Origin of the sequence: Nonomuraea sp. JJY05 (assembly GCF_043496855.1) — a bacterium.
Classification (GTDB): domain Bacteria; phylum Actinomycetota; class Actinomycetes; order Streptosporangiales; family Streptosporangiaceae; genus Nonomuraea.
In genome coordinates this window covers 60305-73071 of record NZ_JBIEIS010000041.1, presented here as the reverse complement: position 1 = coordinate 73071, position 12767 = coordinate 60305, and the positions used below count along the sequence as shown (strand labels likewise).

10 protein-coding genes are annotated in these 12767 nt (G+C 69.8%); 7 read left to right on the top strand and 3 right to left on the bottom strand.

Annotated features, from left to right (window positions below):
- Positions 1-147 precede the first annotated feature (147 nt).
- From ACFKCF_RS46000 to ACFKCF_RS45980, 5 genes are all read left to right on the top strand, one after another.
- A complete protein-coding gene (locus ACFKCF_RS46000; RefSeq protein ID WP_394501692.1) occupies positions 148-432 on the top strand; it encodes an SDR family NAD(P)-dependent oxidoreductase in 285 nt (94 codons plus the stop codon).
- A 202-nt stretch (positions 433-634) separates the two neighbouring features.
- On the top strand, positions 635-2455 hold the full coding sequence (locus tag ACFKCF_RS45995; RefSeq protein WP_394501691.1) for a flavin-containing monooxygenase: 1821 nt from the start codon (positions 635-637) through the stop codon (positions 2453-2455).
- Positions 2452-2805, top strand: a complete 354-nt coding sequence (locus tag ACFKCF_RS45990; RefSeq protein ID WP_394501690.1) for an SMP-30/gluconolactonase/LRE family protein — start codon at positions 2452-2454, stop codon at positions 2803-2805. Before ACFKCF_RS45995 ends, ACFKCF_RS45990 begins: the two co-directional genes overlap by 4 nt.
- A 51-nt stretch (positions 2806-2856) precedes the next feature.
- Complete coding sequence (locus ACFKCF_RS45985) at positions 2857-3390, top strand: SMP-30/gluconolactonase/LRE family protein (RefSeq protein ID WP_394501689.1); 534 nt, start codon at positions 2857-2859, stop codon at positions 3388-3390.
- A 498-nt stretch (positions 3391-3888) separates the two neighbouring features.
- Positions 3889-5763: an alginate lyase family protein gene (locus ACFKCF_RS45980; protein ID WP_394501688.1), complete on the top strand. Its 1875-nt coding sequence runs from the start codon at positions 3889-3891 to the stop codon at positions 5761-5763.
- 58 nt (positions 5764-5821) lie between these two features.
- Here the strand turns inward: ACFKCF_RS45980 and ACFKCF_RS45975 are convergent, their stop codons facing one another.
- From ACFKCF_RS45975 to ACFKCF_RS45965, 3 genes are all read right to left on the bottom strand, one after another.
- Positions 5822-8635, bottom strand: a complete 2814-nt coding sequence (locus tag ACFKCF_RS45975; protein WP_394501687.1) for a BTAD domain-containing putative transcriptional regulator — start codon at positions 8633-8635, stop codon at positions 5822-5824.
- A gap of 109 nt (positions 8636-8744) precedes the next feature.
- The gene (locus ACFKCF_RS45970) at positions 8745-8951 is read right to left on the bottom strand and encodes a peptidoglycan DD-metalloendopeptidase family protein (RefSeq protein WP_394501686.1); all 207 of its coding nucleotides are present in this window, start codon (positions 8949-8951) and stop codon (positions 8745-8747) included.
- Between the two features lie 519 nt (positions 8952-9470).
- Positions 9471-10508 carry a helix-turn-helix transcriptional regulator gene (locus ACFKCF_RS45965; RefSeq protein ID WP_394501685.1) on the bottom strand — a complete coding sequence of 346 codons (1038 nt, stop codon included), beginning with the start codon at positions 10506-10508 and terminating at the stop codon, positions 9471-9473.
- A 130-nt stretch (positions 10509-10638) separates the two neighbouring features.
- On the opposite strand from ACFKCF_RS45965, the gene ACFKCF_RS45960 reads away from it, so the two are divergent.
- Complete coding sequence (locus ACFKCF_RS45960; RefSeq protein WP_394501684.1) at positions 10639-11763, top strand: epoxide hydrolase family protein; 1125 nt, start codon at positions 10639-10641, stop codon at positions 11761-11763.
- A complete protein-coding gene (locus ACFKCF_RS45955; RefSeq protein ID WP_394501683.1) occupies positions 11760-12560 on the top strand; it encodes a winged helix DNA-binding domain-containing protein in 801 nt (266 codons plus the stop codon). The genes ACFKCF_RS45960 and ACFKCF_RS45955 overlap by 4 nt, the downstream gene beginning before the upstream one ends.
- Positions 12561-12767 lie beyond the last annotated feature (207 nt).

The following is a 12767-nucleotide window of genomic DNA, read 5'->3' as shown; positions in this document are numbered from 1 at the left end:
GACGTGCCACGGACATGGCTCTCACCACCATCCGGACAACACTGTCCACGTACTCGACCTCAGCATGCCCGGCATTCGACAACGATCAGTCAGACGAGCTACATTGCCACCGGACAATATTGTCCGGTTCCAGTCAGGAGAGGACGTTTGAGCGCTTTCGACAGCAAGAGCTGCCTGATCACAGGCGCGGGCTCCGGCATTGGCCGGGCGATGGCGGTCGCCTTCGGCAAGCCCGGCGCTCGCGTCGTGGTCTGTGATGTCAACGAGGAGAGCGCCCGTCGTACCGCTGCTGAGATCGGCGACGAGTCCTCGGCCGCCGCGCCGGTCGAGACCGCGATCGGCACGTACGGGCGGATCGACGTGCTGTGCGACGACGCCGGGATCATGGACACCATGGCCCTGCCCGCCGGCATCACAGCAAGCACGAACTGATCGAGACCATCCAGCAGGCACCGGACCGTCCTGGAGCTGCCGGTGGAATGGGTCGAACTGCGCGAGCGCTGCCGATCGGGCCGAGTTCGCCGCGTACAGGAGCGCCCGCGTCGTCGGCAACCGCAACGAGGACGCCTTTGAGCACACCGCCGAGCTGGGCCTCTACCCGCTCCCCCACCTACTCCCGAATCGAAGGGCATCCATGCACCACTCTCCGACGCCGCCTGCCCACCTCACGGTCGCGGAACTGGGCTTCGACCCGGACGTGCTACGCGCCAGGTACCGCCACGAACGCGACCGCCGGCTGCGGCCCGACGGCAACGCCCAGTACCAGGGCGCCCGCGGCGAGTTCGGCTACTACGCCGCCGACCCGTACACCGAACGCGCCGAGCGGGAACCGGTCCGCGACCGGGTCGAGGCGCTGGTGGTGGGCGGCGGCTTCGGCGGGCTGCTCACCGGCGCCAAGCTCCGCGAGGCCGGCGTGGACGACATCCGGATGCTCGACGAGGCCGGCGACTTCGGCGGCACCTGGTACTGGAACCGCTACCCGGGCATCCACTGCGACATCGAATCATCGGTCTACCTGCCGCTGCTCGAAGAGGTCGGCTACCTGCCCACCATGCGATACGCGCCCGGCGAGGAGATCCGTCAGCACGCCGTCGCGATCGCAAAACTCTACGATCTGTACCGCGACACGCTGTTCCACACCCGCGTCACCGAGCTGCGCTGGGACGACGCCGCAGCCGAATGGCAGGTACGCACCGACCGCGGCGACGACTTCCGGGCCCGCTACGTCGTCATGTCCGCCGGCACCCTGACCCAGCCGAAGCTGCCCGGCATCCCCGGCATCGAGACGTTCCGCGGGCACACCTTCCACACCAGCCGCTGGGACTACGGCTACACCGGCGGCGACCAGAGCGGCGGCCTGCACCAGCTCGCCGACAAGCGGGTCGCGGTCGTGGGCACCGGCGCCACCGGGATCCAGGTCATCCCGCACCTGGGGCGCGACTCGCAGCACCTGTACGTCTTCCAGCGCACCCCCTCGTCGGTCGACGTGCGCGACAACCGTCCCACCGACCCGGCCTGGGCCGCCTCCCTCAAGCCCGGCTGGCAGCGGGAACGGAGGGAGAACTTCCTCACCGTCGTCACCGGCGGGCGCGCCGAACAGGACCTGATCAACGACGGCTGGACCAGCACCGCACGGCTGCAACGCCACCTGCTGGCCGGCACCGTCGACACCGACCTGTCACCCGGGCAACGCGAGTACCTCGACGAGATCGCCGACTTCCAGAAGATGAACCAGATCCGCGCCCGCGTGGACGAGGTCGTCGGCCACCCGGCCACCGCGGAACTGCTCAAGCCCTGGTACCGCTACATGTGCAAGCGGCCCACCTTCAGCGACCACTACCTGCAGACGTTCAACCGGCCCAACGTCACCCTGGTCGACACCGCCGACCACGGCGGCATCACCGCGATGACCGAATCGGCGGTCGTGGTCGGCGAGCACGAGTACGAGGTCGACTGCGTCATCTTCGCCACCGGCTTCGAAGTCGGCGTCTCCGGCATCGTCTCCGGCGCCCTGCCCGTGTACGGCCGGGGCGGCGCGCCCCTGCTCGGCACCTGGCGGCAGGGCCCCCGCACGCTGCACGGCTTCTACAGCCACGGCTTCCCGAACCTGTTCCACCTGGGCCCGCTGCAGAACGCCTCCGCCGTCAACTTCGTACACATCCTGCAGGAGCAGGCCACCCACATCGGCGCCGTGGTCGCAGAGGCCCGCCGGCGTGGCCTCGGCGTGGTCGAGCCGACCAAGGACGCCGAGGACGCGTGGGTCGCCACCATCCGGGAGCTGGCGCCGGACAACAGCCGGTTCCAGGCCGAATGCACGCCCGGCTACTACAACAACGAGGGCAAGCCCCGCCCGGTCAGCCAGACGTACGGACCCGGCCCGGTCGCCTTCCACGACCTGCTGCGCCGCTGGCGCGCCGAGGGCGGCATGGACGAGGTGCTGGCGGGCACCCGATGAACCGCCGCAAGGCCGAGCTGCTGGTCCGGGCGAGTCCGCTGTGGGGTTCGAACGGCATGGCCTTCGGACCCGACGGACGCCTGTACGTGGCCCAGTTCCTCGCCGGGCAGATCAGCGCCGTCGACCTGGCCACCGGCGATGTCGAGGTGGTCGTGCCACCGGACGGACCCCTGCACTCCCCCGACGACCTCGCCTTCGACGCCGACGGCGCGATGTACGTGACCGACCTGGTCCCGGGCCGGGTGTGGCGACGTGACCCGGCCGGAGACTTCGTGCTCGTCACCGACGAGATCACCGCGCGCCCAACGGCATCGCCTGCGTCGGCACGCGGGTGTTCGCCAACGAGATGATCCCGGGTGGACGCCTGCTGGAGCTGTCCCCGGCCGGCGACGAACCCCGCGGTGCTCACGGCGGGCCTCGCCATGGGCAACGCCATGCAACTCGGCCCGGACGGGCGGCTCTACTACCCGCACATGCTCACCGGCGAGGTGTTCCGTATCCCGCTCGACGGCGGTGAGCCGGAGCTGGTGGCCGCGGACGTCCCGGATCCGGTCGCCGTACGCTTCGACCGCGCCGGCACCCTGCTGGTCCTCTCCCGCGGCGAGTCCGGGATCGTCACGCGCGTCGACCTGGCCGGCACCGGCGACCGGTCGGAGATCGTCAGCGAGCTCAACGCCCTGGACAACGCCGCCTTCGACGCCGACAACCGGATGTTCGTCTCCAGCTACGCACATGGCGGCGTCGCCGAGCTCGCGGCCGACGGACGTACCCGCCAGATCGTCCCCCGCGGGCTCGGCGGCCCCTTCGGAGTGACCATCGATCTCGGCGGCGGCGTCCACGTGGCCGACCACTACCGCCTCACCCGGCCCGCCGACGGGCCGGAAGAAGACGTCACCACCACCCAGCTGCTGACCCGCCCTACCACGTCGGCCTGAGATCGTGGTCTTCATCGCTCTTCCGCGGCCCGGAGGAGCTGCCTGGCCGATCCTGTACGACCCCGCACACGCCCTCCTCGTACCGCCGAGACCGGATGGACATTGCGGCGCGGTGGGCAGCCGGGGCCGCGGCTTGCCAGAGCCATAGGAGTTGCGGGCCTTAACCGCCGCTGCCACGACAGCGGCCTGCACACCGCCCTGGAAATCTCCGGCCTGCTCGACCGCCGACGCCCTGCTCGCCCACCCCTCCGGATCAGGCGCTGCTGGAGCGCGTACACGCCCGATTCCGTGCTCACGGCGTCCGTACCTGCCGGCCGTGCGGTGTCCGGGCGGCACGCAGGCCACTTTCCCTCACAGCCGGTTCTTGACCTGTAGCTGCTCGTGCTCGCCGAGGTGTGCGGTATGTGGCGGGTATATCGGGCCGCCTCCACGGCCCTTCCGCCTTGACCTGGTGAGTCGCCGGCTGGCGAAATGGACGTTCAATCTGAAGGGGAATCCGTGCGTCTCTCTCGTCCTCTTGCGGTCAGCATGCTCGTGGCCGCCGCTTTAGCCGTGCCGCAACCTGTCCAGGCGGCTGCGTTCAAGCATCCTGGCGTCCTGGTGAGCCGGGCTCAACTCGACTTCGTCAAGGCCAATCTCGGCAACGAGCCGTGGAAGTCCGCCTGGAACTCCATGCGAAGCAGTTCTTATGCCTCGCTGTCCTATACGGCCAAGCCGCGCGCCACCGTGAACTGCGGCCCCTCGTCGAAACCCGACGAGGGCTGCTCGGACGAGCGCAAGGACGCCATGGCGGCGTACACGCACGCCCTTCAGTGGTACCTCACCAAGGACGACCGTTACGCGAAGAAGGCGATCCAGATCATGGACGCCTGGTCGGCGGTGATCAGCCAGCACACCGGGGACAACGCGCCGCTGCAGACCGGCTGGGCGGGCGCCAACTTCTCCCGTGCCGCCGAGCTCATCAAGCACACCTACACCGGATGGACCCAGGCCGCCCGGTTCGCCGGCAAGCTCCGTACCGTGTACCTCCCGACGTTGATCGCCGGAAGGCCGAACAACAACGGCAACTGGGAACTGATCATGACGGATGCCGCCATCGGCATCGCCGTGCATCTGGACGACCGGGCCTCGTTCGACCGGGCGGTCGCGACCTGGCGCGGCAGGCTGCCCGCCTACATCTACCTCGCGACGGACGGCTCGCTGCCCAAGGCGCCGCCCGGCAGCAAGTACGACACCAAGGCCGAGATCATCGACTACTGGCACGGGCAGACCACGTTCGTGGACGGCCTGACACAGGAGACCTGCCGCGACTTCTGGCACACCGGCTGGGGTCTCGCGGCCATCTCGCACGTCGCGGAGACGGCCGGCCACCAGGGCGTGGACCTGTACGCCACGGCCAAGCACCGCCTGCGCCTCGCGATGGACCTCCACGCCCGCCTGCAGCTCGGCGGCACGGTGCCGTCGTGGCTGTGCGGCGGCAAGGTCACCAAGGACCTCGGGGAGCACTTCGAGGTCGGCTACAACGCGCTGAACCACCGTCTCGGATACGCCATGCCCTCCGCCACGAAGTGGGTCGAGCAGAACCGCCCCGTCGGGGCGTCACACTTCCTGGGCTGGGAGACCCTCACCCATGCGCGGAACCCGCACTTCGGCGGGCCGAAGGGTGAGACGTTGGTCTATGGGGTGCTGCCGGACGGGCGGCTGACGTACACCACCATCAACGCCGCCACCGGCAGGCGCACCCGCGGCGCGGTCCTCTCCACGGCCACCCTCGGTTTCACGCCCAAGGCCATGGCCACAATCGACGCCGACACCATCCTGGTCACCGACGCCGAGGGCAAGCTGTACCGCATCGACGTGACCAGCCGTGACAGCCTCGCCTTCAAGCCGCCCGTCCTCCTGGGCAGCGGCTACCCGCACGACCTGCTCGCGTACGACGGCGCCGGCCACCTGTTCGGCATCACGAACGGAACCCTCCACCGTTACACCGTCACCGCCGCTCAGCCCGCCCTTGACGACATCACCGACAACATCGTCATCGGCGGCGGCTTCACCCTCAAGACCCTCACCGCCACCGGAGCCGACTGGATCCTCGGCACCACGGCCGGGGGGCAGCTCATCTCCTACAACATCAGCGGTGCCGGCTCCTGGAAGCGTTACCAGCTACGCGACTCCACCTGGCAGGGCTTCGACCATCTGCTATCCCCCGGCGGGGGCGTCTACTACGGCCACCACCCCAACGGCTCCGTGCACCGCTACCTCGACATCAACCCCTACGACGGCCGGAAGGACGACCTGATCGGCCAGGGCACCGTCGACACCGAAGGCTGGGTACAGACCCTCCTGTCCGCCCAGCCCGCCACGGTCACGTGAGCGAATGACGATGGAGCGTCACCAAGGACCCCGGTATCGGCCGATGCCGGGGTGAGGGTCAGAGCATGTTCTTGATCGGCTGGGGGGTCTCCGGCACGGGCTGGGCGAGGATCTCGGCCGCCTCCCGTGGGGTGAGCAGGCGGGCGTCGCGCAGAAGTCGGACGGACTCCTCCCACTGCTCCCGTGCCTCGCCGTGCCGCCCGAGGGCATGCAGGGTGTCGCCGAACCTCCAGCGCGACACGGCCTCCTTCAGGCGGTATCCCGACTCGCGGAACAGCCGTACGGCCGTCGAGTAGCTGTCCACCGCCTCGGTCAGCCGGCCGGCATGGCGGTAGACGTCGCCCAGCGAGTCGTGTGCCGAACCCCCGCCGGCGCGCGGGTCCGTCTTCGGCCACAGCTCGACCAGCTCGCGTGCTTCGGCGATCGCCTCGTCGAAGCGCCCCTGCCGGAAGTAGACGTGCACCCGGTTGTTGCGGAGCACGGCCGGGGCCCCAGGGCGTTCGGCGTCGTCGTTGAGCGCCAGAGCGGACTCCAGGTAATCCAGCGCGTCGTCCAGACGTCCCACGATCGTGTGAATGACCCCGAGGTTGCTGAGGGCTCCCACCTTCCTTTTGGGCAGGCCCGCGTGGTCCCAGTCGGTGAGAGCCGTCTTCAGCTGCGCAATCGCGGCGTCGTGGCGGCCCTGGTCCCGGTAGACCCAGCCGAGGAAATTGCGGAGCTGGGCCTTGTCCTCCCATGCCCCGATGCGGTCGGCCACCTCGATGGCGTACGCGTAGACGTCGGCCAGTTGCCTGTGCCAGCCCTGGTAGCTGAAGGGCCATTGGAGTCCGATGGCCAGGCCGATGGCGGTCGCCGGGTCGGCGCAGGCCAGCGCCTGCTGCGCGGCGGCGAGCAGGTTGTCCCGCTCGTCTTGAACCCATCGTTCCGCCTCGGCCGGCTCCTTGAAGACGCTCTCGGGCAACTCGACGGGGCATCGCGGGACGGACTCGTTGTTGAACAGGGCGCTCGCCATCCAGACGGTGGTCAGGTAGTGGTGGAGCGCGCGCTGTACGGCGGCGGCGCGTTCCTGCCCCGGCATGTTCTGGTGTGCCCGTTCGCGGGCGTAGAGGCCGACCAGGTCGTGGAACCGGTAGCGGCCGGGGCCGGCGGCCTCGAGGAGGCGGGCGTCCTGGAGGCGTTCCAGCGCGTCTTCGGCGCGGTGGTGCGGCCAGCCGGTCAGGGCGGCGGTGACGGCGGGGGTGTGGGTGGGCAGGCCGAGCAGGCCGAGCAGGGGCAGCAGCTGGGCGGCGTCGCGGCCGGCGGGCTCTTCCCGGAGGTGGTGGTGGCTGACCGCGATACTGGCGCGGACGGCCAGGTCGGCATACTCCAAGGTGTCCAGGCGGCGGGTGGTGTCGGACAGCCGTGCTTCCAGGTCGGACAGGGTCCAGTCCGGGCGGGCGGCCAGGCGGGCGCCCACGATCCGCAGGGCGAGGGGGAAGCCGCCGCACAACTGGACGATCCGCTCGGCCGCCCGCGCTTCGGCGCGCACCCGGTCGGGTCCGGCCAGCCGGGACAGCAGCGCGGCGGCGTCGGCGGCGTTCAGGGTGCCCAGGTGGAGGCGGCGGGCGTTGTCGAGGGTGGCCAGCGGGTCCCGGCTGGTGATCAGGACCCGGCAGCCGGGGCCGGCGGGGATCAGCGGGCGGATCTGGCGGACGTCGCGGGCGTTGTCCAGGATGACCAGCACGTTGCCGGTCGCGGTCAGGGAGCGGTAACGGGCGGCGGCCTCGCCGGGGTCGGCGGGGACGGCGGCACCGTCCAGGCCGAGGGAACGCAGCAGGTGGCGCAGGGCTTGGCCCGGGGGCAACGGGTCGAGTCCGGGGGTGGATCCGTGCAGGTTGAGGTAGAGGACGCCGTCGGTGAACCGGCCGGCCAGGGCGTGGGCGACGTGAACGGCCAGCGCGGACTTGCCGATGCCGCCGGGTCCGTCGATCACGGTGATGGCGGGCCCGTGCGCGGGTCCGAGCGCCGTGCGCAGGTGGTCGATCTCGGTGCTGCGGGCGGTGAAGGCATGGGTGTCGGCGGGCAGTTCGGCAGGGATGTACGGCCGGCCGGGGGTGATCTGCTGGGCCGGGCTGGTCAGGTCGAGTACGGGGTCCTTGACCAGGACGGCCTGGTGCAGGCGGCGTAGTTCGGCGCCGGGTTCGATGCCGAGTTCGGAGATCATGACCCGGCGGGTGTTCTGGTAGACGGCGAGCGCCTCGGACGGGCGGCCGGCACGGTGCAGGGCGAGCATGAGCTGGGCGGCGGGGCGTTCGCGCAGCGGGTGGGCCCGTACGTGTGCGGCCAGGTCGGCGGTCAGCGCGTGGTGGTCGCCGGCGGCCAGGCGGAGATCGGCGTGGTCCTCCAGGAGGGTGCGGTGCTCTTCCTCCAGGCGGGTGGCCTCGATGCGGGCCCAGGGGTAGGGCAACCCGGCCAGGGGTTCGCCCCGCCACAGTTGCAGGGCGGCGCGGAACAGGGCCTCCGCGGCGGCGCCGCCCTCCCGCGCCTGGGCGCTGCGGGCGCGTTTGGCCAGGCGGGCGAACAGGTGGGCGTCGATGTGATCGGGGTCGAGCGCGAGCCGGTAGCCGCCGGGCACGGTCTGGATGATCTCTTCGGTGGTGTGCGGTGCGAGGGTTTCGCGGAGTTTGGAGATCACGATGTGGAGCTGTTTGGACACGGTCGCCGCGGAGCCGTCCTCCCAGATGTCGGTGAGGACCCGCTCGGCGTGGACGACCTGCCCGGCGTTCAGGGCGAGCCTGGCCAGCACGCCGATGCGTCGTCGCCCGGCGAGCCGGACCGGTGCGTCACCGGCCAGGACCTGCCACGGTCCAAGGAACCCGATCTCCAGCGTCATGTAAAGCGCTCACATCCTTCAACAGAGTCGGCGTATTACGCGGTGAACTGACTCTTTCGCGGCGACGACGGATGAAATGACGCCTTCGCGCGATTTCTGGCGTCTCAGTTCACATGTGCAGGTCTAGACGGGCGGGCTTACACGGGACTTGCAGGTTGCCGATCACGAGGATGTAGGTGGTGAAGTAGCCGCCACCGTGATCGAGCTGCACGACGTTGCCGCCGTTGTCGTGCCAGAAGGATCTGTCGACGGTCCCGCCGGCGGCCGCGATCAGGGTGGCGCCCTCGGTGCCGTGCTGGTCGGGCTCCTTCACCATGTCGAGCGCGGGTGCGTGGGCCCAGCTGTTCAGCTGCCACTTCTGTCCGCACGGAAAGTGGATGGAAATCCGGGGCGGCCGGCGCCGGGCTCACCAGGCCGGCGATTCCGAGTGCGGCGGGGAGCAGCAAGGCAGCGATTTCGCGCCATGAGGCGGCTGGGGACATGCGATTCCTCCAGATGGGATTCATCCAGGAATGGTGCGCGTTCTCCGCGGGATCGCCTCAACGCGATGTCCGCTGTTCCGGTGGTTTCGCCGTGCGGCATCGACCATAGAGATCGGCGGTATGGAGGAGGTATGGCGACCATGCGCGAGGTATGGCGACCGTGCGCGAGCCGGCGAACGGACCGGCCATCCCGCGGGTGAGCGCTTCGGCAGTGCCGAGTTCGCTGTACACCTGGCAGGAGGCCCGCTCCTACCTGCACGCCAGACTCGGCAGCCTGACCGGGGACGCCTCGAGCCACGAGCGGAGGGCCTGCCAGGTTGAACACGCCACCTGGTGGTCCTGTGCGGACAAGATCAACCCTGTCCCGATTCCGGTGGAGACTCGTGCTGCTGGCGATGGCGGCTTCTGTGCGCGGAGCCGGCAGATGTTTGCCGGCTGGCGTCGATCGCCCGCTGATAGCGCTGCGCCAGGTTGTGCAGCGTGTCAACCAGTTCCGGCGAGTCCACGATCGTGAAGTCCGCGTCCAGCAGCCCCAGATAGAGGGCGAGCATCTCTGGATGGTCCGAGCCTGGCTCGAACGCGCACCGGTCTTCGCCCAGGGATTCCACCTCCATGGGGATCGGCAGCCGACCCCGCACGTATGCCGCGGGCGCGTGCACGATCACCCGTGCTCGGTACCGCCAGGTCGCCTCGCCGACTCCGCGCGCCACCTGCGCCGCGATCTCCTGGTCAGGCGGCAGCGCACGGGGCGTGAAGCGCGGCCCTGCCGGCGTCCGCGGCTCGATCCGGTCGACCCGGAAGGTACGCCAGGCGTCCCGCTCCAGGTCCCAGGCCACCAGGTACCAGCGCCGCCGGTCGTTCACCAGGCGGTACGGCTCCACCGAGCGCCGACTGGCCGCGCCGGAATGCGCCCGATAGTCAAACCGGAGCCGCTCATGGTCCCGGCATGCGCTCGCGATCACGGTCAGCACGTCTGGATCCACCTGCGGGCCACGCGACGGCATCGGGAACGCGTACGACTGGAGGGCGCTGACCTGGTGGCGCAGCCGCGAGGGCAGCACCTGCTGCAGCTTCGCCAGCGCGCGCACCGAGGTCTCCTCGATGCCCGCGATCGAGCCGTTCGCGGCGGTACGCAATCCGACGGCGACCGCTACCGCCTCCTCGTCGTCCAGCAGCAGCGGCGGTAGGGCACGACCCGTGCCGAGCCGGTATCCGCCGGCCACACCCGGCCGCGCGTCGACCGGATAGCCGAGCCCGCGCAACCGACCGATGTCGTTACGGATGGTGCGAGTGGTGACGCCGAGCCGGGTGGCGAGCTCGGTACTGGTCCAGTCTCGTTGAGCCTGCAACAGGGACAGCAGGCGCAGCAGCCGCGCCGAAGTTTCCAACATTCTTTGATCCTGGCGCCAATCTAGGAACGATCCTTTCCCTTATTATTCCTAGTCTTCTCCATGTGAGCACAAGAGCTCCCCGTTGAAGCCTCCCGGGCCGTACCGGTCGTGTTGAACAAGGAGAAGCGCCATGAGCGACGACATCCAGCCCTTCCGCATCGAGATCCCCCAGTCCGACCTCGACTACCTGCATGACCGGCTCGCAGGCGCCCGCTGGCCCGGCGAACTGCCCGGCACGGAGTGGACTCGCGGCGTACCGCTGGCCTACCTGAAGGAACTCGCCGAGTACTGGTGCACGCAGTACGACTGGCGCGCCCAGGAGGCGCAGCTCAACCAGTACCCGCAGTTCACCACCGAGATCGACGGCCAGCGCATCCACTTCCTGCACGTCGAATCCGATCAGCCCGACGCCAAACCGCTGCTGATCACCCACGGCTTCCCCAGCTCCGTCGCCGAGTTCCTGCACCTGATCGAGCCGCTGGTCAACCCGGCAGCGGGTCAGGCCTTCCACGTCGTCGCCCCGTCCCTTCCCGGGTACGCCTTCTCGACCCCGCTGGGCGGGACAGGCTGGGCGATGGGTCGCACCGCACGCGCCTGGGCTGAGCTGATGCGCCGGCTCGGCTACGAGCGGTACGGCGTGCACGGCGGCGATGTGGGCGCCGGCGTGTCCGGCATGGTCGCCGGCCTCGACGGCGAGCGGGTCATCGGCGTACACGTGGTGACCGATCCGCTGACCGCCGCGAACGTCGCCACCTTCCTCCCAGGGATGGCCGACCGGCTCGACGAGAACGACCCGGTCGACAAGCTGATCCTGGACCGGATGGACGCCTTCGCCAAGGAAGGTTCCGGGTACCTGGCGATCCAGAACAGCCGGCCGCAGACCATCGGCTACGGCCTGGTCGACTCACCGCTGCTGCAGCTCGCCTGGATCGCCGAGAAGGTCCACGAGTGGACCGACCTGCCGGTCGACCGGGACCAGTTGCTCACCACCGTCAGCCTGTACTGGTTCACCGGCTCCGGCGCCACCGCCGCGCACACCCTGTACGAGCAGGCGCACTCCTCGGACTGGGGCGCGCCGTCGGCCGTACCGCAGGGGTTTGCGGTCTTCGGCGCGGACGAGACGGTCCGGAAGCTGGTCCTCGCTCCGGCCGACGCGCACTGGACCGAGTTCGAGCGCGGCAAGCACTTCCCGGCGATGGAGGCCCCGGCCCAGCTGGCCGCGGACCTGCAAGCCTTCTTCGGACCGCTGAAGTGACCGATGTGCTGAGCCGGCGTGGTCTCAACCGGGCCACGCTGGCTCGCCGGCACCTGCTGGAACGCGCTTCGACATCGGCGATCGACGCGATCGAGCACCTGGGCGGGATGCAGTCCCAGGCGCCGCTCGCTCCTTACGTGGGATTGTGGACCCGTCTCCACGACTTCTCTGCGGCAGAGCTTTCGACGCTGACCGAGCAGCGTCAGGTGGTACGGCTGCACCTGATGCGCAACACCGTGCATCTCGTCAGCGCGCGCGACTGCCTGGACTGGCGCCCGCTGTTCCATCCGCTGCACGCCGCCCAGTTCAGCGGGCACTTTCGCCACGGGACCCAGGGAGTGGACCGGGATGCGCTGCTCAGGCAGGCGAAGCAGCTGCTGAAGGAGCAGCCGCGCACCCGCGCCGAGCTCGGCAAGCTGCTGGCGGAACACTGGCCAGACGCCGATCCGAACGCGCTGGCGTACGCGGCGACGCATCACATCCCGCTGTGCCAGGTGCCGCCGCGGGGCGTCTGGGGCAAGAACGGTCCCGCGGCATGGGCACCGGTGCAGAGCTGGCTGGGCGCGCCGCTGCGTCCGGTAGCGGTGGATGCGCTGGTGCTGCGCCATCTCGGCGCGTTCGGTCCGGCGCAGGTCGCGGACATCCAGGTGTGGTCCGGGCTGACCCGGCTGCGCGAGGTGGTAGAGCGGCTGCCATTGCGGACGTTCCGCGGGCAGGACCGAGGCCGCACAGCTGTACGCGTTCCTTGCGCCCCAAGCGTCGCACGACATGGTCCTCGACAAACCGTAGATCGTTGATTGGTTCCTCGGTGGCCGTGGACCACCCTCCGTGCCGGAGCACCAAGCCGCGCATGCCGCTCGCGACGCCTGATCCCTTGGGCCCTTCCGGTTCACACCCCTGAGGCTGCCCGCCCTGATCGGAATCGGCAGAGCCCGTCCGAAACGGCGGCGTCTCAAACCAACGCCGACGCTCGGCCTGCGCTATTACCACCGGGACTCCGGGGC